A 20,514-nucleotide genomic window follows, 5' to 3' on the forward strand; every position below is an offset into this window, starting at 1 on the left:
ATACCAAGCTTTTTGAGATTTTCTCACGTAAATTTAGCATACTAGGTACTGAAGAACCATTATTTTTAACTAAATTGTGTATTTTAGGCAAAGAATGCCTACCAGTTAGTGGGTGTTGGTATGAATAGTTTTTTGGTTAAAAATAAGCAGCAGAATCTTAAATACTGTCATCAATGCTAGACAATAAATCTGTCAATATAATAGATGTAAAAGCAGCCCAAAAACGACTTTTGGGTATTGCTCACCATACACCTGTGCTAACTTCTAGAACAGTTAATGAACTGACTCATAGCCAGGTGTTTTTTAAATGCGAAAATTTTCAACGCACAGGGGCGTTCAAGTTTAGAGGCGCTTACAATGCATTGGCACAGCTACCTGAAGCGCAAAAACAAAAAGGCGTTCTCACTTATTCATCGGGGAATCATGCCCAAGCGATCGCGCTAGCTGGACAATTACTAAATATCTCTACAACTATTGTCATGCCTGATGATGCGCCCGCAGTCAAGCAAACGGCTACTCGCGGTTATGGCGCTGAGATAATTCTATATAACCGACAGACGACAAACCGAGAACAACTAGCCCAAACTTTAGCAAGCGATCGCAGCCTGACACTGATTCCGCCTTACGATCATCCCCATGTAGTAGCGGGACAAGGTACAGCCGCTTTAGAACTCATCGAAGAAGTTGGCGAACTCGACTTTTTGTTAGTTCCTTGTGGTGGTGGCGGATTAATTTCTGGTTGTGCGATCGCAACTAAAGCCCTTTTACCAAACTGTCGGGTGATTGGCGTTGAACCAGAACTAGCCGACGATGCTACCCGTTCTTTTCACAGCAAAACTCTACAAACTGTCCACAATCCTAATACGATTGCCGATGGCGCTCGTACTCCCAGCCTGGGGAAAATTACCTTCCCTTTAGTACTGCATTATGTTGATGATATGGTGACAGTATCAGAGTCAGCAATTCTACGCACCATGTTTTTCTTATGGGAACGCCTAAAAATTGTTGTTGAACCTACAGGAGTAATAGCCGCCGCAGCTTTATTAGACAATGTGGTGATAGCACCAGTAGCGAGGATTGGTGTGATTATTAGTGGTGGAAATGTAGATCTAGCACAAGTTAGTAAATTATTTTCTCTAGGATGAAGTTTATATTTAGACTTCTTGCAAAAATCCGAATCAAAATAAAAAACCACAGATAAGTATCGGTGTTTATCGGTGTTCATCTGTGGTTTGATTTTCAAAACATCGACTTATACAAGAAGTCTATTTTATACAAAAGCTTTCTTTGTGCTTGTTCCTGGTATTTTTTTCAGAAACCTATGATGCGCTGAACTTGGACGGTTACATCAGGAAAGGCTACGGGGGCAATAGTACCTGTGGTTAGTATCAATTCAGTTGTATATTGCCCATTTTTTAAGTCCTTAAATACTTGCAACTGCAAAAACTTAAGGTTAACAACCCAATATTCAGCAATACCTGCTTCTGCGTAGATATCTTTTTTTTCACCTAAGTCTTTGCTCAGGGTGGACTTGGAGAATTCGATCACAAAGAAGATATCTTCAGGATAGGGATGGTGCTTTAGGTAGATTTCCCCTAAAGGTTTGACAATTGCGATATCTGGGGCGGGTTCAGAGTCGTTGGGTAGGGTTATGGGTTTGGCATCGCGGATTTTTGCCCGTTCACCAAGCAGTATGCGAAGATAATCGGCTGCTTCAGTATTGTAGTAGGCATGAGGTTCTCGTTCTGGGGGCATAACGATGAGGTCGCCGCGTAATAGTTCAATGGACTGGTCATCAAAGATGCCTGCTTCTACTGCCCGGTGATAGCGTTCAATTGTCCACTTATAGGTAGTTACTGTCATAAGACTTGATTTAAACCTTTGTTCTACGCCGAGGCAAGAGGTTTAGTTTGATTTTAGTCTTTGGGGGAAGTTTGCGGTTAAATTGTGCGGGGTTTTGTGTAACATCAGCTTGTACAGGAATTGCGATCGCAATTCCTGTACATAGAGGGTTTTGCTAATATTGGTTACATAATTTAACATTATGTTTTTCATTTGGGCGCATATTTTAGCATGACTCCTATGCAAACTGCGATCGAATCTAATCAAGAACAAATCACGCGATTGTTTTCCAACCTGGAATTTGATGGCAAGCAGCTAACTCATCAACCTGGCAGTGTTTTAGGAAGCACAGTACTGGTTGCAGGTACGACGGTTGGTCAGGAATTCTGGCGTTACCTGCGGTAACTTTGCCATCTGGCGTTGTCCCATCTACAGTCTTGCTAATTGTTGTCTGGTTATACGCTTTAGTTTCAGGTTTATTGATTGCAGAAGCAACTTTGAACACTATGCGATTGGCAGGGCGTCCGAGTGTGGGGATGTTGGCCATGATTGAGAACACCCTTGGGTTTGTGGGTGCGCGAATTGCTGGCGGTACTTACCTGTTCTTACACTATGCCCTGCTGGTAGCATACACTGCCCAAGGAGGAGAAATTTTAGGATCTGCGATCGCCAATTTATTAGGCGTGCAAAACGCGATACCTGCATGGATGGGTACAACAGTTTTCACTCTCTTATTTGGCGGCATTATGTATTTTGGGCGAGACAAGTTTATCGAAAAACTCAATAGTGTTTTTGTCGCAATTGTCTTAGCGTCATTTGTCGGACTATTGTTACTGGCAGGAGGGCAGGTTCAGACTACACAATTTTTATTTCAAGATTGGAGTGCTGTCAGCAGTGCCTTATCGGTGATGTCTGTAGCGCTGTTTTACCATAACGTTGTGCCAGTAGTTGTAACTCAGCTAGAAGGTGATACCCGCAAAATTCGCCAGTCCATTTTTATTGGTTCTGTAATTCCCCTGATCATGTTTCTGGCGTGGAATGCCGTGATTTTGGGAAGTGTCAGTCCGGAGATAATTCAGAATACTGCTGACGGTAAAACTATATTTGACCCTCTGCAAATTCTGCGATCGGGTGGCGCGGGAGAATGGTTAGGAGTGCTAGTCTCAATTTTTTCAGAGTTTGCGATCGCGACATCATTCATAGGATTTGTCTATGGATTGCTAGATTTCTTCCAAGAGATTTTCTTAGTTACCCAAGTAAAATTTTCTAGTCGCCTACCGCTTTATTCGATAATTCTTTTACCTCCTATGAGTTTCGGCGTAGTAAATCCCAACATCTTCTTTACTGCCCTAGATTATGCTGGAACGTTCAGTATCTCAGTTCTAGGAGGCATCATTCCAGCGTTGATGACTTGGAAACAACGACAAGGACAGGAACACGCCGATAAAATTCATCAACCATTAGTCCCAGGTGGTAAAGCAACACTCATTGTGATAATTTGCCTTGCATTAGCCATCATCGGAAAACAGATTTGGTCAACAATAATTACTAATTCGTAATTCGTAATTCGTAATTTGTAATTAAACCCAGGATGGTAACAAATGACAACTGACACGCGAAGCGCAGTGAAAGATATGGATAATCGCTTAATTAAAATCAGCAAATACCTGAGCAAACATCTCCGCCATCAACCCGATCGCATTGGTATTAAACTATCTCCTGGTGGCTGGGTGAATGTTCAAGAACTTCTCGCCGCCTGTGCCAATAACCAATTTCCCATCACTCTGGAGGAATTACAGGAAGTAGTCGCTACTAGTGATAAACAACGCTTTTCCTTCGACTCCACAGGCACTCTCATTCGTGCTAATCAAGGACATAGCGTAAAAGTCGATTTGCAGTTGCAACCAGTTATTCCTCCACAGATGCTTTATCACGGTACAGGACAAAAGTCTGTTGAGTCTATTATGCAAACAGGACTTGCTAAAATGTCGCGGCACCATGTTCATTTATCACTGGATATTGCCACAGCCCAAACTGTCGGCGCAAGGCATGGAAAACCCGTAGTTTTAGCTGTGAATGCTGCGGCGATGCATCAAGCAGGTTACCAGTTCTATTGTTCGGATAATGGAGTTTGGTTAGTCGATGCTGTACCCCCTGAATATCTGCAAAAGATTTGATTGTTGTTTGGAGAACTAGCCTATAAATCAATTCAAAATTAAGAAATTTTCTTGACTTTTGACTTTTGACTCTTACCAAATAATAAAAAAGTTCATGATCAGTACTTGTAAATCAAGTCACAAACAGCCGTACAGGTTTGGTTTGAAGTTGAGGAACAATCAATTTCACTCGCTCAACAACAGAAATCATATATTGATAATCCGGTATATTCCCATTGGTTATGTACCCTACTTCTTGGGCTAAACCTGAAGGAAACTCTCTCATAACTTTGCGGATGTACTCTTGACGGTTCCGTTCGATATTCGCCCCAATCAAAACTACGCCTGGTGGTACATAGTGTGGGTCTGTATAAAGTATGCGAAACTGGGTCTGTTGTAACTGGGAACTGTAGAGATTAAATTCGGCGATCGAGATAGCACCAGCAGTGGCTTTACCTACAGCTACCCATTCCATGACTGTTTTCGGTGTAGGTGCAGAAATGATTTCAGCTAGTGTCAGACCATAAAGATTGAAGAGTGGGAAATAATATCCTGTTGCTGAACCTGGTTGACCTAAAGCAACTGTTTGACCTTGTAACTGTTTCAATTCCAAGATTGGGCTATCTTTACGAACTACAAAAATTGAGCGCAAATTACTCACACCCACTAAAGGAAAAAGTGGAACGTATTGATAGCGAGTGATCGCAATTGCTGCTAAACCTGGTGGTGCAAATACCAAAGACCAAGCCCGAGCTTCCAGTCGCTCAATTGCTTTATTTTCATTAAAAGCAGGCTCTAGTCTAATGTGCGATTTGGTTTTTTCAGCTAAGTAACGATTGAATTTCGCGTATTGGGTAATTATGTCTTCTCCGCCACCATAGCTAATAGTACCGATAGTTAAGTCACCCTCAAACTGAGGCTTTGGTTGGCATCCATTCCCCACCCAAAACAGCATTTGTAACAGAAAAAAACGACGAGATAATTTCCAAGACATTAGTAATTTTATTTATCCAAAATTATCTGGATCTTATGCTTAAATATGGTAAAGACGATTAATATTGAACTAGTAAATTAATATTTGTTTACTTTTGAAGTCTCTGCTATAAACCAGCTATAAGTAAAGCTATAAATAAGATTAGCCAGGTTAAGTTTTCTCAATCATCTGTAAAGTTTTGTCTAGAGATAAAAATTATGCTTAAAAAGTTAAAAGACTTTAAAATTGGTACTAAGTTTAACTTGCTTCTGATCATAGTTTTCATTATTAGCATTGTAGTCAGTGGCACAGCCTTATCAAGTGTACTCCAACAGAGAGCGCAAAATGAAGTAGCTGACAAAGCACTAATTCTAATTAAAACTATGAATGCAGTGCGGAAATATACACAAGATAATGTAAATCCCCGGCTAGCACCTCAGTTGGAAAGCGAACCAGTATTTCTCCCAGAAACAGTACCAGCATTCTCAGCGACAGAAGTGTTTGAAAATTTGCGCAAGAATGATGAGTATAAAAACTTTCTTTATAAAGAAGCCACACTGAACCCTACCAACTTAAGGGATAAAGCTGATAGTTTTGAAACTCAAATTGTGGAGCGATTCCGGAATAATTCCAAGATTCAAGAAATTGCTGATTTTCGGGATGTTCCTGAAGGAAAAGTATTTTATATTGCTCGTCCCTTGGCTATTAAACAAGAGAAATGTCTGCGCTGTCATTCTACCCCAGAGCAAGCTCCTAAAAGTCAGTTAACAACTTATGGCTCTAATAATGGTTTCGGCTGGAAACTCAATGAGATTGTTGCCGCTCAAATTATCTCTGTTCCTTCAGAAGAGGTGTTTAATAGTGCGCAAAAGACTTGGATTTTGATTATGGGGCTATTAATTGCTATCTTTGCAGTTGTAGTTATTTTAATTAACTTCTTAATCAAGAAAACTGTAATTGAGCGCATTAAGAGAATAGAAAAAATAGCTCAACAAGTTAGTACAGGAGACATGGAAGCTAACTTTCATGACGATAATAAAGATGAGATTGGTGGCTTGGCAGCAGCCTTTAATCGCATGAAGTATAGTTTAAGAATAGCTATGGATATGTTGAATCAGCAAGGGCAGTAAAAATTAAATCACTTGCCACTCTAAGAAAGTAGGCGTTGCTGAAATTGCAAGGCTTTTTGAGGATCGGGAATTTGTGATGACAACAGCTTGACAAGTTCTGAATGAGAAATTTGTGGAAAAGATTTTATTGCTTTTTGAACTAGAAATGTACCAATTGGACCAATTAAATCAACTAATTCTTGCTCACATCGACGTACAAAGCTATCACTAATGACTGGAGTTTCTGTACTTGGTGAAATATTTGGCTGCGATTCAGGTTGACTAGTAGTTTCCCGGAGAATTAACCTCGACTTCTCCTGAAACTCAGTTCTTTGGTTTCCTGCAAGATGCTGTGTCAAATTATCTATTACATCTTGGTAATTATTTGCTGATGCTGCTATTTTCCTTAATAAAGTCGGTGCTAAAGGCCCTACTAGTTCCAAAAGCGTCTTTTCTAAGTGCTTGTACTGTTCTGGACTAAGGATAGAAGCTGTTGACTGGCCAGTAGTATTTTGTTGGGGTAATGTAGCTTGGGGCAACTGAATAACAGATAATGGAGGCTGAGTAAATTGATTGTCTATTTCAGTATCAATATCAATACTTTGTAAGGCTTCTAATACCTCTGTGGCAGACTGATAGCGTTCTTTAAAATGGTAGAGCACCATCTTAGACAGTACAGATGCTAAACAAGGACTGATATTAGCTTCATGTTGCCAAAAAATTTCTCCTGTATTGGGATCTTCCTGAAGTTGTCTAGGATGCAAGCCTGTTAATGCTTGGATACCAATAATGCCTAAAGAATAAATATCACTGTTAGGACGGGGTTTACCTTGTCCCTGTTCTGTAGCCATATATCCAGGCGTACCAATGGCAATGGTAGTTTCTATGTGCCCTGAAATAGCTGTTCTTAGTTGAGTTTGGATTTGCTTGACTGCTCCAAAGTCAATCAATACTAACTTGCAGTCATGTTGTCTTCTAATAATATTGTCTGGCTTGATATCTCGATGGATAACTTTGTGGCTGTGAACAAATTCCAAGATACCCAAGACTTGTTGCAGTAATTGAACAACTTGTTCTTCTGTCCAACGTCTACCTGGTAACAATTCTGCCTTCAGAGAATATCCTTGAATGAACTCTTGCACCAAGAAGAACTCTTGGTTTTCTTCAAAGTAAGCTAAAAGCCGAGGAATTTGGTCATGGTTACCCAATTTTTCTAGTGTTTCTGCTTCGCTAGTAAATAACCGTCTGGCGGTTGAGAGGAATTCAGGATTTTGAGTGAAGGGTTTAAGATGCTTGACAACACACCTGGGGGAACCTGGTCGGTGAGTGTCTTGGGCAATGTATGTTTGACCAAATCCTCCTCCTCCGAGGACTTGGAGGACTTGATAACGCCCGTCTAGTAAACTTCCTAACATAGTATTACTCGTCTAAGTCCTCACCTTAATCTTTACATATGTACTAGCATTGGTAGATCCTATTGAGTAACCAGCCCCAAATAAATGAATTTGATGTCTGGTTTTGGTTACTATTTAGTTAGTTGTCTTGCTAGTACAACAGCGTGGCGTAAATCAAGATCTCATCACTTGGATTGAGTAATCTTCCTTGTGACTTCTTTTCGCAGTCCTGTCTCACCCTTTGCATCTACAAAACAGTATTAAAGCCCAGAATAAAGGTCTTTTGATTACCAGTTAGTTTAGGACAGGAAACTTTACTAACGCAGTGGTTTTACAAAGCAATACTACTTTTGACTTACTCGGCCACAGTACTAGTGTTTTTTTAATTTCACTCATGACGCGCATCCATACCATGAGTACAGATAAAAACAAACTGCCAGATGCAACGTCAATCTCAATCATCTTAACCTCAATAATTTTAGAGTGCGTTAGCCGTACTCCTACGGAGAAGCAAGCTACGCGTAGCGGACGCACCAGAAGGCTTTGGCGGAGCCATCGCCTATTTTCCGAAAGTCATCAATTGTAGTGCTTAAAGTTGACTTGGCATTGGGAAACAAACTGCCAATTTCACGCCTCTTATTTTATATGGTTAAATCCATAAGCTATCGATTTAGTAACTAAAATAAATATTCCTATTAACATTTAAATAGGCTAGAAGATCGCTAGCATTTCCCAATTGCTTCAGTTCTTTTTAGAAAAATATGCAGTCGTTGCTATATTGACTCAACAATTATAGTTATGAGCTAAGTTATAAAAGTATATGCCTCCTTAACTGAGATACCAATTTATGTACGTACTATTTTTTAATACCGTCAACACTTTAGTTTATAACAAATTTATTTTCTAGGACTTTTTGGTTTTATCAGCAGGTATAAGTCAGAGTGTAGGAGGAATAATTTGTAACAGTGATATTAATAACGAAGTGTAGTTAAGAGTAAGCATTGCTCCTAGGCAGTTGGCTGGCTACAATGGTAAAGAATAGCCCTCTATAGCTATGGGTTACTTTTACAAGGGATACCTTTAATTAGAAATGACTCAAGACGGCTGCTGGTGCTGGTAAGTTGAAGGATTAACTACATGAGGCGCTCTCATTGGCTACAACTAGTTAAGCTTAATTTATTACATCAAGCTAAATGTCATCTTCTAGAGCCATATATTTAGGAATATTGGAGGATAATATCAATTTTAAAGAATAGATAACGAAAGATCTCACTATTATTAATTGCTTAGACATTTCCCTATTATTTATGGCATTCACAAACAACAGTTTGCTTAAATAATATTTTTTGACTGTTTTTTGTATTGATAGCCGATTTTATAAGATAGATTCATCCTCTTGTTAGGCTATGAGTAACTATTAATAAAAAGAGTATCTTAACTTACATAAATCAATGTTTTGCTTGACACAAATAGTTAGCTTATAAATTTTCAACAAAACGCTTTTTGAATTAGCATTCCAGAAATTAGATTGCTATATTGTACTAAATAACTATTTTGGTAAGGTGGGGAAAACTGTGCGGGATGATTTACAAGGCTTGGAGATTAGTCCAAAAGATCTACAAAACCTGACTAATCTGCCTGTTAAAGATGAACTCGTAAATATTATTAGTCCTCTGAGGCGATTTGTAAAACAAGTTCTAGAAAAAATTAAAGGAACTGAAGGCGCTACCGTAGTTTTTATCAGTTTTTCTATCTTGGTTGCCTCTTATCTCATATTTGATTTCATTCTCAAGCTATTTGATCTATGGTTAACAGTTCCTTCCTGGCTGGTGTTGATAGTTTTAGGCTTATGGGCTGGGGGAGTTATACAAATAGGTTTATATTTCCTTTGGAAAAAACGCAGTAAGATCCTCAAAGCAAATATGACGAATTCTTTGCGGATTCTCATAAACGATGTTGATAGGTATAATGCCATTATCAAAGCTATAGATATTAACGATCAAATAGAAGATGCAGGTAACTCTGATGTAAGTATTCGTGAAAGGCAAAGAGTTATTGAAGCACTTAAACTTACTAGAAATGATTTAATACGTGCTTTAAAAACAGAAAAAATTTTGAGGGAAAATAAAAATTTTATTATCAGTAATAGCGAATTTTTCACCAGTAATTTAGCCACTTTAACAGCAATGCAAGTTACCGAACAGGCTACCGAGCATGGACGTATACTCAATGAAACATTGCAAATTGCCTTAGATGTGCAGCACGAAATGAAAAGGTTGCAGAGTCAATCTTAAAACTAATACATCAAGCAAGTCCCTATGAACCAGGGAAAAGGCAGACAAGGAGGATCATTAATCAGCCTTATCTACTACCTATTGCCTATTGGTTCCTAAGAAAGCTTTTGCATAAAATACTCCACCACTGCGATCCTCGGTCTAACATAAAGATGTGTTAATTAAGCGATCGCCTATCGGCATGGACTGGAAAGAAATTCGAGGCAACTGGGTACTTATTCCCCAAAATCCCATCGGTATCATTCATTTCCTAGGAGGTGCATTCGTAGCTACTGCACCCCATCTAACTTACCGTTGGGTACTAGAACAACTGGCAAGTAAAGGGTATGTTGTGATTGCTACCCCTTTTGTTAATACGCTGGATCATATCGCGATCGCTAAATCTGTACTACTAAACTTTGAGCGCACTCTAGAGCGTTTACACGACTCTTTGGCATTACGCAAGCTCTATCTTCCTGTCTACGGTATTGGACACAGCATGGGTTGCAAACTCCACTTACTAATTGGTAGCGTCTTTGACGTAGAGCGTGCAGGTAATATTCTGATATCTTTTAACAACTATGCTGCTAGAGATGCTATTCCTTTAGTAGAACAGTTAAATTCTGCTATAGCAATAGAGTTTACCCCTACCCCACTAGAAACTAACAAGCTGGTGCAAGAACGCTACAATGTCCGTCGCAACTTATTGATAAGATTTAGCAATGATACCCTTGACCAATCTAGGGCTTTAAGCCAAATCTTACAACAACGCTTTCCGGAGATGGTGACGCTACAGACCTTGCCTGGAAGCCATACTACACCTTTAGGGCAAGACATTAAATGGCAAACTGGAGCATCTTTTACTCCTTTTGATGCTTTCGGGCAATGGTTTAAGCAAGAGGCATACCGTGACTTAAACCAACTTAAAACTGCCATGCTCTTGTGGCTGAATCCTCTTTCGCCACCATAATATTTTATGGTTATCAAAAAGGAATGAAGTCTGTAGACAGGAAATGGGTTAGTAAGCTTGCTGATGCAATCCTACTAACCCATTACTACTCCTTACCATATTTTTATTGCTGATTTATAGCAATTACTAACCAGTGTTCTGTGCCGTTCCCTATGTTTAAAATTCTAGTAATTGATGACGATTTTTCAATATTATTACTCCTGAAAAGGATGTTACAAAAACAGGGTTATGAGGTATTCACTGCTACTAACGGTGAGGAAGGAATTACCCAGGTACTAGCTTGTCATCCAGCACTAATTATTTGTGATTGGATCATGCCAGGCTTGAATGGTTTAGAAGTATGTCATCTAATTAAAACAGATCCTAAATTATCTACTATTTTCTTTATTTTATTAACTTCTTTAGATTCAGTTGCCGATCGCGTCAAGGGTTTGGATGCTGGTGCAGATGATTTTATCTCTAAACCTATCGAACAAAACGAATTGCAAGCACGGGTAAGAGCAGGATTGCGTTTACATATTTTAAGTCGGGATTTGCAAACCCAAAAGCAGCTTCTAGAAGCGGAATTGGCAGAAGCCGCAGAATATGTGCGATCGCTTCTACCTCTTCCTATCACCGAACCCTTGAGCATTAATTACCGATTTCTGCCTTCGCGACAACTCGGCGGCGATTGTTTTGATTACTACTGGCTTGATGCCGATTGTTTGGCAATTTACTTACTAGATACCGCCGGACACGGACTTAAAGCAACTCTGCCTTCAATTTCAGTGTTAAATTTACTGCGATCGCGTGCTCTTGGTAGCCTCAATTACTATCAACCAAGCGATGTCTTGAAAGCTTTGAATGATACTTTTCAGATTAATTATCAAAATGATAAATACTTTACTATCTGGTATGGAGTATATAACAGAGTTAAGCGCCAGTTAATTTATGCTAGTGCCGGACATCCACCAGCAATCTTATTATCTAGTGAAAATTTGAAGAATACTGAACTTGAAATGTTGAGAACCCCGGGTATGCCAGTTGGGATGTTTCCCGAGGCAAAATATATTGATGGGTTTTGTAATATTAAAAAATGCAGTACTCTTTATATTTTTAGTGACGGCGCTTACGAAATCACTAAATCAGACGGCATAATTTGGAGCTTGGATGCTTTTATCCAGCTACTTTTAAGTTTACAGAATAAAATTGATTTCCGTCTTGACCAAATCTTAAACTACCTAATGGCTTTGAATTCTCAAGAAGCTTTTGACGATGATGTATCCATTCTTGAAATTAAATTTGATTAATTAAGCCTTAGAGAGTACTGTTTGGTAAAAATCATCTTGACTAGAAAATATTTCAAACACTTTATCCATACTAGTCAATTCAAATAATATCCTTACTTGCTCATTAATTGAGCAAAGTACAAGCTTGCTATTTGCCGCTCTCAAGGCTTTGAAAGCTAACACTAAAGCTCCTAGCCCAGAACTATCCATAAACGACACATCTTGAAAATCAACTAAAACGATTTTTGGTTCTTTTCCTATTATTTCAGTGAGTCTTTGACGTAATTCATGGGAAGTATCGGAGTTGATAATTCCACTGAGTTTAATAACTTGTACTTCTGTTTGTGACATGAAATTCCTTAAATTTTGTCAAAAATGATGTTTCTGAATATTGGCGTATTATATATCAATCGTTATTCATTTGAGAAATCCCAGAGTCAGGTCAAGTTATCAACTCCTAGCCCTGACTGATGAGTTATAGATTATGAATGATGTAGCTCACTAAAATCTGAATCCATAACTACCAATTATTAACTAATAAATAACTTATCTGGGCACAATAACTCTTCATCATTGGCTCTGGAAATCCGGTATGGAATAACATATAGCACTTCTTAGGTACGTGCAATATACTTTACTAGAAGAAAAGTCTTGCTTCCTAGTACCTAAAGTTGTGTATCCTATCTAGATGAAATCTGCTGTAGTTAAGTTGACTATGTTTGCTAAATGGCTTACAGCAGTTTTTATGTCTGCTGAAGTCATAGAGAAGCGAGTTCTATGTCTTTTGCTTGTTGGTATACCTGAAATTTGCCTGAGTTCGGCTGGTGTATTTTCTATGAAGGGTAAAGGGATATTTGAGCAACTTGCCGCAGGCTAAGGGAACTGTCCCAAGGGTAGAAATAACACTTTAGCAGAGGTTTTGCGTCAGTCCTGTCCATGCCCAAATTCCTGTTTATAGGGTTTTTAGATTAGAAAGTCTTTGAGGAAGATAGCCTTTCATGTTAATAGAGTTCCCAAATTTTAGGGTTCTTTTAACACCTTTGATAGAAATTTCTAGATCTTGTCTCACTCTTACCCATTCTCAAACAGCAGGTAGCTTGATATAGAGAACTTAGAGTTGGAGATTTTTCTACATTAAATCTTACCCCGTTTCCGCCTGCTCAAATCGGACTCACTTTAGCTCGATACAATAGCTTTTCTCCTTGGCGATAGCCAATGTAACGCACCTTGACTATGTCGCCTGGTTGTGAATTCCCTTCCATTAATTGGTGCCATTGGGGATCGTAGGCTAGTTCTGCTCCCACAGGTGCGATCGCTTCTACTCCCCACCCGTGTAATAGTTTTTCTAAAGGCTTTTGCACCAACGGCAATATTTTAATGGCTGGTAGCTGCGGATTTTCCTGGGCTTTCTGCGCTGCTGTTGGCCATTGCAATAACAACGACTCTAAAAGTTGCAAACTCGTCTGCTGGAACTCTTGTTGTAATACCTCTCGCTGCTGTTCTAGTGCTAGCTGCGATCGCTCATATTCGGTTTTTAAATTCGCAACTTCTTGTAATAATTCTTGCTCATTAATTTTAAGGGCTGAGTGCTGCTCTTTTTCTAGCTTTGCCTTTTTTATCTCTCCTTCAGAACTCATGCCTAAAAAAGTTGCTACTAATTCATCCAATTTTATCTGTAACACTTGCGACAGCTTGAGTAGTATATCAACTCTCATCTGCTCTATTTTCCCCTGCCGGAGTCGCAAAATTTGACGCTCTGAGACGCCAGTAGCACGACTCAGCGCTCTAAAACTCGAAATACCCACTTGTCGCATTAAGTCTTGCAACAAGTGGGTGAAATCATTATTTGGCATTTGTCATTTGTCATTTGTCATTTGTCAATGGTCAAAAGAAGGCTGAAGTATGAAGTCAAGAGTCAAAGGTCAACAGTCAAGGGTCAAGACTTATTAGTTATTTCCCTCTTGTCCCCTTGTCCCCTGTGCTCCTCCTTACCTCCCTATCTCCCTATTCCCCAGTACCTACTACCTTTATTCTTCCAGCAAACTTCTCAACATCCAAGCTGTCTTTTCGTGTACCTGCATCCGTTGAGTTAACAAATCGGCTGTGGGTTCGTCGTTTACCTCGTCTACCACAGGAAAGACAGACCGCGCAGTTCGGGCTACGGACTCTTGCCCTTCCACTAGTAGGCGAATCATTTCCGTAGCTTTAGGAACTCCAGGAGTTTCAGAAATTGAACTCAGTTTGGCGTATTCGCTGTAGGTTCCTGGTGCTGGATAACCAAGTGCTCTAATCCGTTCAGCGATTAAATCAACCGCTAGAGCTAGTTCTGTATACTGGGTCTCGAACATCAAGTGCAAAGTTTGGAACATTGGCCCAGTCACATTCCAATGGAAATTATGAGTTTTGAGATACAACGTATAGGTATCAGCTAACAACCGAGATAATCCCTCAGCAATTTTAGCTCTACTGGCGTCATCAATACCGATATTCAACGGTAGACTTTCTGGTTTAGATGGCATAATTTTCTCCTAATCAGTTATTTATTTAGTTGTCTGTTTTCGGTGATTGCTTTTTACATTAACTATTGACATTAACTCATGCTAAGTGCATCTTGAGAACGCTACGAGGAGCTTTGCGGACTCTAGCTAAGATTGTTTCTTTACCTAGACGTTGACATGCTTCATACCGATGGCAACCAGAAAAGCCATAATACAGTCCTTCTACTTCTAGGACATCAATCGGTTCTTGCTGCCCGATCTCCGCAATCGATTTCATTAAAGCCTGTACTTTATTCGGATCGTTTGTCCGGGGCAACGGCCGCTTAATCTGATTGAGTGGAATTTCTTGGATTTTAACCATAAGGGTTTTCTAACTAATTCCCTTTTTTGACCATATATAAATCATAGTCGTTATGACTTTATTTTGCAACTATTGGGGCAAAACTGCTAATGGTATCATTGGAGCACTCATGCGACAAAACCACTACGCTACAAAGCAATTGGAGAATCCGCCCCAACGCCGCGCCCAGGGGCAGAATCAAGTTTCTCGAAAAATGTCGGACTGGAATTTTTCCCGGGCTTTACTGACGGCATTCTGTCTATTAGGGCTAACTGCTGCATCAGGCCCTGAGAGCAAAACTAAGGATGTGGTATTAAAAATTGGGATTGTACAAAGATTTGGGGAAAAACCCACAGCCAAGCTGCAATTGGAACCAAGCAAAGGCGATCGCTTAAAGCTGAGATTTAAGACAGGTAATAAAGAGCAAACCCTAGTCACTCAGAACCCCCTGAAGCTGGAAATAGCCATGCAGGCTTTACCCCAGCCAGCAGTTGATGAGGTGTTAGTTTTAGGTACTTACCGTACCTTTGAAACTGCCGAGGATAATGCCCAAAAGTGGCGTTCTCAGGGAATAGAGGTAGAAATAGCCCAACCAGAACGCTGGCAAGTTTGGGCAAAACGAGATGTTTACAACACTCCTCTACTGCGGAGATTACTATTACAGGGCTTGCAAGCTTCTGGCCAGAATCCCGCATACCTGGATACAAAAATTTCGCAAAAATTGCCGCGAGTCAGTTGGGTAATCAATGGTAAACGTTACAGTCGGAATAATATCAAAATCAGCACTGAGAAAAACTTAATTCGGGTAAATAAAACCGAAAAACCAGAGAATGCTCGTCTTTACGCGGGTCAGATGAACTTACAGCCCAATGCTTATGGTACGTATACCTTAGTTAATGAAGTGCCATTAGAAACTTACTTGCGAGGGGTTGTACCTTACGAAATTGGCACAAATGCACCAACGGCTTCCGTAGAAGCTCAGGCTATTCTCGCCCGCACCTATGTTTTACGAAATGTACGTAGGTTTGCGGTAGATAACTACCAGTTATGTGCTGATACTCACTGCCAAGTTTATTATGGGCTAAATGGCGTTGCTCCTAATACAGATCGGGCGATCGCGGCAACCAAAGGCATGGTATTAACTTATCAAAACCAGTTAGTAGATGCGCTTTATTCCTCAACCAATGGCGGTGTGACTGCTTCTTTTAGCGATATCTGGAATGGTGAGGATCGCCCCTATCTCAAGCCAGTAGTTGATGCTTCTATTAATATCTGGGACTTGTCTAGACAAAATTTAGCCGATGAAAATAACTTTCAGAAGTTTATCGGCCTACAAAAAGGTTTTAATGAAAGCGACTGGAATCTCTTCCGTTGGCGGAAAGAAACCAGCATACAAGATATTACTAAGGGCTTGCAAAAATTTTTGCAGGTGAAGAAAAGCCCTTACAGCAAATTTAAAACCATTCAAGCTATGTCTGTACTCAAGCGGTCTGATAGTGGACGCATTCTCGAACTAGCTGTGAAAACAGATATTGGTGTCTTTACTTTACACAAAGATGAAGTTCGTAGCGCCTTTGCCGCTCCCATCAGCACGCTATTTTACATCCAACCCCTCAACAAAGGAAAATCAAGCCTGTGGGGATACGCCTTTGTTGGAGGGGGATTCGGACATGGAGTGGGCTTGAGTCAAACGGGTGCGCAAAATTTAGCGAAGCTAGGTTGGTCAAGTCCAAAAATTCTGCAATTCTACTATCCTGGGACTCAAATAAAAATTCTTAGTAACGAAATTCAGCCTTAGCGAAAAGGGACAAGGGAGAAATAATTAATGCTCAATAACCCTTGACTCAATATTTTTTGAAGACAGAAGTGGGGAATTAAAAGAAATTAAGTTGAGAAAATCAGTAGTGGTACTAGCGCTACCACATAAATACACTAATAAAGCAGGAACACACAATTGACAGTGTTCCTGTTTTCAAGTCAAATTAGACTTTTTGCCAAATTAGCTTTTAAAGAATACACAGGAAAGGAAAAATCTTCCTTCACTGTGCTGCTTTGCTTTTTACACCATCAGTAACTCTTGCAAGAGATTTTATGATTGAGGTGCCTAATTCTTAGTAGAGTTCTTCTTCTTTGTGAGTTTCGATGGTCACATCAGCGGTGGGATAGGCAACGCAAGTCAGCACATATCCAGCTTCGATTTGATCGTCGTCTAAGAAAGACTGGTCAGATTGGTCAACGGAACCCGATACGAGTTTACCTGCACAGGTAGAACAAGCACCAGCGCGGCAGGAGTAGGGCAAGTCAAGACCTGCTTCTTCAGCAGCGTCTAGAATATAAGTATCATCTTCAACGTCAATGGTTTGATTTAGCCCTTCAGCCTCGTTGATTAGTGTTACTTTGTAAGTTGCCATCTCAGTAATCCTCTCTTTTGCGAACGGCAGTATAAGATATCCTAAAGCAAAGGTAGGCAAAGACCACGGCTACTCTTATGAGATTAGCCGCTGTTTCAAATTTGCTTCAATTCTGATACTACGAGAAAAACTAAAGGATGTAACTGGAAATCGGCCGCGATTAGTAATGAAATTTAGTTATTTAATACCAATAAGTTTTCCTTATGCTTTTAGCAGCTTCTTCAGGCTAATATTTGAAAAAGTTATACAAAATTGCATAAAAGATGAATAAGTGAATGAAACACTGTGATTTCAAATTTTTATGCTGTTGTGTAGATGTGTAGCAATTACTTTGGCAGTTCGTTTTTGAAGTACGCCGAACCCCAGGGTATGGTATGTTTATTTCCGCGCCCGCTATAGTTAAGAATCTCTGCACGTAATGGCGTTCTAGGCGGAATTATTCTAGTACTCCTTGGGAGTACCCAAAGTGTAGGGTAGTAAGTGTCGCTTGTGGCATCTACAGCTTTAGCAGAGCGCTGTACAGTGTAAGCAATTGGCTTTGCCCACACAGAAAACCTACAAACAGAACTAGAAACTGTCATGTATAATTCCGAGGCAACTTTAGAAACAGCAAAAGTGCGGGTGGGGTTGGTTGGTACTGGGTATGCGGCAAAGTTTCGGACTGAAGCATTGCTGCACGATGAGCGATCGCAGTTAGTAGCGATCGCGGGACATACGCTTTTAAAAGCGCAGGCCTTTGCCAACGATTACCAAGCTGAGGCGATAAGTTCTTGGCAACAGCTAGTAGAGCGAGAAGATATTGATCTAGTGATTATCTCCACTATTAATCGAGATCATGGTGCGATCGCTCGTGCTGCGCTTACACATGGTAAACACGTGATTGTCGAATATCCCCTGGCTTTAGATGTGGTAGAAGCAGAGGAAATCATCGCTTTAGCTAAAGCCCAAAATAAACTATTACACGTCGAACACATTGAACTCTTAGGCGGCTTGCATCAAGCTTTGAAGCAACACATAGAGAAAGTTGGTGATGTTTTTTATGTCCGCTACAGCACAGTTTCGCCCCAGCATCCTGCACCCCGTAAGTGGAGTTATAACAATGAGTTGTTCGGATTTCCTTTGATGGGTGCGCTTTCGCGATTACATCGTCTTACTGATTTGTTTGGTGAAGTCTTTACAGTTAACTGCCATCAGCGATTTTGGCAAATAGAACCTGATTATTTTCAAACCTGTTTTTGCATTACTCAACTGTGCTTTACTAGTGGATTGTTAGCACAAGTGATCTATGGCAAAGGCGAAAGCCTTTGGCAGCAGGAACGCAAGTTTGAAGTTCATGGTGAAAAAGGTGGATTGATTTTTGATGGTGACCAAGGGTTTTTCATGCAAGCTGAGGAAACAACACCGATAGAAGTTGGTACTCGTCGGGGTTTATTTGCCAAAGACACTACTATGGTGTTAGATCGTATTTTTGATGGCAGTCCCTTGTATGTCACCCCAGAAGCAAGTTTATACACTTTGAAGGTTGCTGAAGCTGCCAGAAGAGCCGCCGAAACAGGCTTAACTATATTTATGAAAGATATTTAACAGATAAATAAAAGTCTATGAAAACCGACACAATCGTTATTTTATCCCAACGAGAATTAGACAAGATGCGTAAGGCGGGACGTTTAGCAGCCCAACTTTTACAGCATTTAGAACCAATGGTAAAGCCAGGGGTAAATACTCTGCAACTCAATGATGAAGCCGAACGTTGGACTCAAGCACATGGAGCAAAAAGCGCACCTCTCGGCTACAAGGGTTTTCCGAAATCGATTTGCACTAGTGTAAATGAGGTAATTTGTCATGGTATTCCTAATGCCAAGCAAATCCTCAAGGATGGTGACATCATCAATATTGATGTGACCCTGATTGTTGATGGCTACCACGGCGATACATCCAAGACATTTTTCGTGGGTAACCCTTCGCCAAAAGCGAAAAAGCTAGTGGAGGTAACAGAAGAGTGCCGGCGTAGAGGCATTGCTGAGGTCAAACCAGGGGCACGCATTGGAGATATTGGCGCTGCAATTCAAGAGTATGCTGAAGCACAGGGCTTTTCTGTAGTGCGAGACTTTGTGGGACATGGCATCAGCAACGTTTTCCATACTGCACCAGATATTCCTCACTACGGTACGCGCGGTAAAGGTAAGCGTCTCAGACCAGGAATGGTATTTACGATTGAGCCAATGATTAACGAAGGTACTTGGGAAGTAGAAGTTCTTAGTGATGGTTGGACTGCTTTAACCCGCGATCGCAAACTTTCGGCCCAATGTGAGCATACCTTAGCTGTAACTGAAGATGGCGTGGAGATCCTCACCCAAGCTGAAGGTGACTTTTCTCCTTAAGTCTGGAAACATCGAAATAGTAAGGGTTTTAAGCCACAATGAATTCTCAAAAACTTATATTTAATCATAGTAGGCAAAGAGAAAATAAGATTTTGGTATAGGAATATCGTCAGCGATCACTCCGCCAAAAAGATACCGGAGAACTCAGAAGCTGAAGGTGATTAAGATTCAAGGGAACTTAAATTATGGTTTACACTCTTGCTGCGGAAAAGATCACACTTGAGCAATTGATATTGCTTTATGGATTAGAGTTAGTTGATACGGAAGAATTCTTTCGAGAGTGGCAAGAGGACTTACCAGAACTGACAAATATTGAAAAGCAGCTATTAGATCAAATCAAGGCTGGTTACATCAATTTACGAAACTATCCACCGTTATTAGAAAATACAGTTAACACGATTGTTTTATCACCATTGCTATTTATTGGTAAGTTTTATTTACCGCCTTTTCACATCAAAGTAGAACAATCTATCGAAATTGAAACACAAGATAAACAAACCATCATCAAAGGACGAATTGATTTCTTATTACTGAATCAAAAATTTTGGGTAACAGTCATTGAGTCAAAACAGGTTGCTTATTCTGTAGAGGCAGGACTTGACCAAATTTTGGCGTATATGCTCGCTGCTCCCCAATCACAAGATGTAGTATTTGGCATGATTACTTCTGGCGGCAGCTTTATGTTTATTAAACTGCTCAAAGGTAATCCTCCTCGCTATGCCACTTCCGATATTTTTGATGTCCGTAACCGTGGCAATGAGTTATATCATGTCCTCAGAATTTTGAAACATATTAGTCAATTGACAACGAGCAATTGAATATATAGCGATCGCATATAAGGGGAGCATGTCAACTTTGTTAGAACAAACGAACTAAACAGGTTCTAAAGCTGGTTATTA

Annotated in this window: 19 protein-coding genes and 1 pseudogene; 12 read left to right on the top strand and 8 right to left on the bottom strand. The window is 40.1% G+C overall.

Going from position 1 to position 20,514, the window contains the following annotated elements:
* Positions 1–173: 173 nt before the first annotated feature.
* Positions 174–1,145 carry a threo-3-hydroxy-L-aspartate ammonia-lyase gene (locus BV372_RS29565; RefSeq protein ID WP_086690268.1) on the top strand — a complete coding sequence of 324 codons (972 nt, stop codon included), beginning with the start codon at positions 174–176 and terminating at the stop codon, positions 1,143–1,145.
* A gap of 166 nt (positions 1,146–1,311) precedes the next feature.
* Here the strand turns inward: BV372_RS29565 and BV372_RS29570 are convergent, their stop codons facing one another.
* Entirely contained in the window at positions 1,312–1,863 is a 552-nt protein-coding gene (locus tag BV372_RS29570) for a Uma2 family endonuclease (RefSeq protein ID WP_086690270.1), read from the bottom strand.
* 210 nt (positions 1,864–2,073) lie between these two features.
* Here BV372_RS29570 and BV372_RS29575 point away from each other — a divergent pair.
* Both BV372_RS29575 and BV372_RS29580 read left to right on the top strand, forming a co-directional pair.
* Positions 2,074–3,401: pseudogene (locus tag BV372_RS29575) on the top strand (amino acid permease).
* A 75-nt stretch (positions 3,402–3,476) separates the two neighbouring features.
* Positions 3,477–4,019, top strand: coding sequence for an RNA 2'-phosphotransferase (locus BV372_RS29580; protein ID WP_086690272.1), 543 nt, complete (start codon positions 3,477–3,479; stop codon positions 4,017–4,019).
* Between the two features lie 112 nt (positions 4,020–4,131).
* Here BV372_RS29580 and BV372_RS29585 read toward each other — a convergent pair whose 3' ends face one another.
* Positions 4,132–4,992, bottom strand: coding sequence for a phosphate/phosphite/phosphonate ABC transporter substrate-binding protein (locus BV372_RS29585; RefSeq protein WP_086690274.1), 861 nt, complete (start codon positions 4,990–4,992; stop codon positions 4,132–4,134).
* A 197-nt stretch (positions 4,993–5,189) separates the two neighbouring features.
* Between BV372_RS29585 and BV372_RS29590 the strand changes: the two genes are divergently transcribed.
* On the top strand, positions 5,190–6,101 hold the full coding sequence (locus tag BV372_RS29590; RefSeq protein WP_086690276.1) for a DUF3365 domain-containing protein: 912 nt from the start codon (positions 5,190–5,192) through the stop codon (positions 6,099–6,101).
* Positions 6,102–6,121: 20 nt separating this feature from the next.
* On the opposite strand, the gene BV372_RS29595 is transcribed toward BV372_RS29590, so the two are convergent.
* Positions 6,122–7,495 carry a serine/threonine-protein kinase gene (locus BV372_RS29595; RefSeq protein WP_086690278.1) on the bottom strand — a complete coding sequence of 458 codons (1,374 nt, stop codon included), beginning with the start codon at positions 7,493–7,495 and terminating at the stop codon, positions 6,122–6,124.
* A gap of 1,553 nt (positions 7,496–9,048) precedes the next feature.
* Between BV372_RS29595 and BV372_RS29600 the strand changes: the two genes are divergently transcribed.
* From BV372_RS29600 to BV372_RS29610, 3 genes are all read left to right on the top strand, one after another.
* Entirely contained in the window at positions 9,049–9,768 is a 720-nt protein-coding gene (locus BV372_RS29600) for a hypothetical protein (protein ID WP_256973535.1), read from the top strand.
* Between the two features lie 181 nt (positions 9,769–9,949).
* Positions 9,950–10,717, top strand: a complete 768-nt coding sequence (locus BV372_RS29605; protein WP_086690282.1) for a DUF1350 family protein — start codon at positions 9,950–9,952, stop codon at positions 10,715–10,717.
* Between the two features lie 152 nt (positions 10,718–10,869).
* On the top strand, positions 10,870–12,006 hold the full coding sequence (locus BV372_RS29610) for a PP2C family protein-serine/threonine phosphatase (RefSeq protein ID WP_086690284.1): 1,137 nt from the start codon (positions 10,870–10,872) through the stop codon (positions 12,004–12,006).
* Here BV372_RS29610 and BV372_RS29615 read toward each other — a convergent pair whose 3' ends face one another.
* Entirely contained in the window at positions 12,007–12,336 is a 330-nt protein-coding gene (locus BV372_RS29615; RefSeq protein WP_086690286.1) for an STAS domain-containing protein, read from the bottom strand. It abuts the gene before it with no gap.
* A gap of 394 nt (positions 12,337–12,730) precedes the next feature.
* Here BV372_RS29615 and BV372_RS38005 point away from each other — a divergent pair, with 394 nt between their 5' ends.
* Positions 12,731–12,862, top strand: a complete 132-nt coding sequence (locus tag BV372_RS38005; protein ID WP_256973536.1) for a hypothetical protein — start codon at positions 12,731–12,733, stop codon at positions 12,860–12,862.
* Between the two features lie 283 nt (positions 12,863–13,145).
* Here BV372_RS38005 and grpE read toward each other — a convergent pair whose 3' ends face one another.
* The 3 genes from grpE to BV372_RS29635 all read right to left on the bottom strand — a co-directional run bounded on the left by grpE (position 13,146) and on the right by BV372_RS29635 (position 14,844).
* Positions 13,146–13,838, bottom strand: a complete 693-nt coding sequence (gene grpE / locus BV372_RS29625; protein ID WP_086690290.1) for a nucleotide exchange factor GrpE — start codon at positions 13,836–13,838, stop codon at positions 13,146–13,148.
* A 174-nt stretch (positions 13,839–14,012) separates the two neighbouring features.
* Complete coding sequence (locus tag BV372_RS29630) at positions 14,013–14,504, bottom strand: Dps family protein (protein ID WP_086690292.1); 492 nt, start codon at positions 14,502–14,504, stop codon at positions 14,013–14,015.
* Positions 14,505–14,580: 76 nt separating this feature from the next.
* Positions 14,581–14,844 carry a ParB N-terminal domain-containing protein gene (locus BV372_RS29635; protein ID WP_086690294.1) on the bottom strand — a complete coding sequence of 88 codons (264 nt, stop codon included), beginning with the start codon at positions 14,842–14,844 and terminating at the stop codon, positions 14,581–14,583.
* A 109-nt stretch (positions 14,845–14,953) separates the two neighbouring features.
* On the opposite strand from BV372_RS29635, the gene BV372_RS29640 reads away from it, so the two are divergent.
* On the top strand, positions 14,954–16,621 hold the full coding sequence (locus BV372_RS29640; protein ID WP_086690303.1) for a SpoIID/LytB domain-containing protein: 1,668 nt from the start codon (positions 14,954–14,956) through the stop codon (positions 16,619–16,621).
* Between the two features lie 313 nt (positions 16,622–16,934).
* Here the strand turns inward: BV372_RS29640 and BV372_RS29645 are convergent, their stop codons facing one another.
* On the bottom strand, positions 16,935–17,234 hold the full coding sequence (locus BV372_RS29645) for a ferredoxin (protein ID WP_086690296.1): 300 nt from the start codon (positions 17,232–17,234) through the stop codon (positions 16,935–16,937).
* A 579-nt stretch (positions 17,235–17,813) separates the two neighbouring features.
* On the opposite strand from BV372_RS29645, the gene BV372_RS29650 reads away from it, so the two are divergent.
* The 3 genes from BV372_RS29650 to BV372_RS29660 all read left to right on the top strand — a co-directional run bounded on the left by BV372_RS29650 (position 17,814) and on the right by BV372_RS29660 (position 20,433).
* Complete coding sequence (locus tag BV372_RS29650) at positions 17,814–18,818, top strand: Gfo/Idh/MocA family protein (protein ID WP_086690297.1); 1,005 nt, start codon at positions 17,814–17,816, stop codon at positions 18,816–18,818.
* Between the two features lie 17 nt (positions 18,819–18,835).
* Positions 18,836–19,615, top strand: a complete 780-nt coding sequence (gene map, locus BV372_RS29655) for a type I methionyl aminopeptidase (RefSeq protein ID WP_086690299.1) — start codon at positions 18,836–18,838, stop codon at positions 19,613–19,615.
* Between the two features lie 185 nt (positions 19,616–19,800).
* Positions 19,801–20,433: a restriction endonuclease subunit R gene (locus tag BV372_RS29660; RefSeq protein ID WP_086690301.1), complete on the top strand. Its 633-nt coding sequence runs from the start codon at positions 19,801–19,803 to the stop codon at positions 20,431–20,433.
* Positions 20,434–20,514 lie beyond the last annotated feature (81 nt).

The sequence above is a fragment of the Nostoc sp. T09 genome (genome assembly GCF_002154695.1).
Lineage (GTDB): Bacteria > Cyanobacteriota > Cyanobacteriia > Cyanobacteriales > Nostocaceae > Aulosira.

Coding starts and splice junctions, on each gene's coding strand:
- map (WP_086690299.1), top strand. CDS start 18,836: ATGAAAACCGACACAATCGTTATTTTATCCCAACGAGAATTAGACAAG.
- BV372_RS29605 (WP_086690282.1), top strand. CDS start 9,950: ATGGACTGGAAAGAAATTCGAGGCAACTGGGTACTTATTCCCCAAAAT.
- BV372_RS29580 (WP_086690272.1), top strand. CDS start 3,477: ATGGATAATCGCTTAATTAAAATCAGCAAATACCTGAGCAAACATCTC.
- BV372_RS29615 (WP_086690286.1), bottom strand. CDS start 12,336: ATGTCACAAACAGAAGTACAAGTTATTAAACTCAGTGGAATTATCAAC.
- BV372_RS29590 (WP_086690276.1), top strand. CDS start 5,190: ATGCTTAAAAAGTTAAAAGACTTTAAAATTGGTACTAAGTTTAACTTG.
- BV372_RS29645 (WP_086690296.1), bottom strand. CDS start 17,234: ATGGCAACTTACAAAGTAACACTAATCAACGAGGCTGAAGGGCTAAAT.
- BV372_RS29640 (WP_086690303.1), top strand. CDS start 14,954: ATGCGACAAAACCACTACGCTACAAAGCAATTGGAGAATCCGCCCCAA.
- BV372_RS29595 (WP_086690278.1), bottom strand. CDS start 7,495: ATGTTAGGAAGTTTACTAGACGGGCGTTATCAAGTCCTCCAAGTCCTC.
- BV372_RS29565 (WP_086690268.1), top strand. CDS start 174: ATGCTAGACAATAAATCTGTCAATATAATAGATGTAAAAGCAGCCCAA.
- BV372_RS29650 (WP_086690297.1), top strand. CDS start 17,814: ATGTATAATTCCGAGGCAACTTTAGAAACAGCAAAAGTGCGGGTGGGG.
- BV372_RS38005 (WP_256973536.1), top strand. CDS start 12,731: ATGTCTGCTGAAGTCATAGAGAAGCGAGTTCTATGTCTTTTGCTTGTT.
- BV372_RS29660 (WP_086690301.1), top strand. CDS start 19,801: ATGGTTTACACTCTTGCTGCGGAAAAGATCACACTTGAGCAATTGATA.
- BV372_RS29570 (WP_086690270.1), bottom strand. CDS start 1,863: ATGACAGTAACTACCTATAAGTGGACAATTGAACGCTATCACCGGGCA.
- BV372_RS29585 (WP_086690274.1), bottom strand. CDS start 4,992: ATGTCTTGGAAATTATCTCGTCGTTTTTTTCTGTTACAAATGCTGTTT.
- BV372_RS29610 (WP_086690284.1), top strand. CDS start 10,870: ATGTTTAAAATTCTAGTAATTGATGACGATTTTTCAATATTATTACTC.
- grpE (WP_086690290.1), bottom strand. CDS start 13,838: ATGCCAAATAATGATTTCACCCACTTGTTGCAAGACTTAATGCGACAA.
- BV372_RS29635 (WP_086690294.1), bottom strand. CDS start 14,844: ATGGTTAAAATCCAAGAAATTCCACTCAATCAGATTAAGCGGCCGTTG.
- BV372_RS29630 (WP_086690292.1), bottom strand. CDS start 14,504: ATGCCATCTAAACCAGAAAGTCTACCGTTGAATATCGGTATTGATGAC.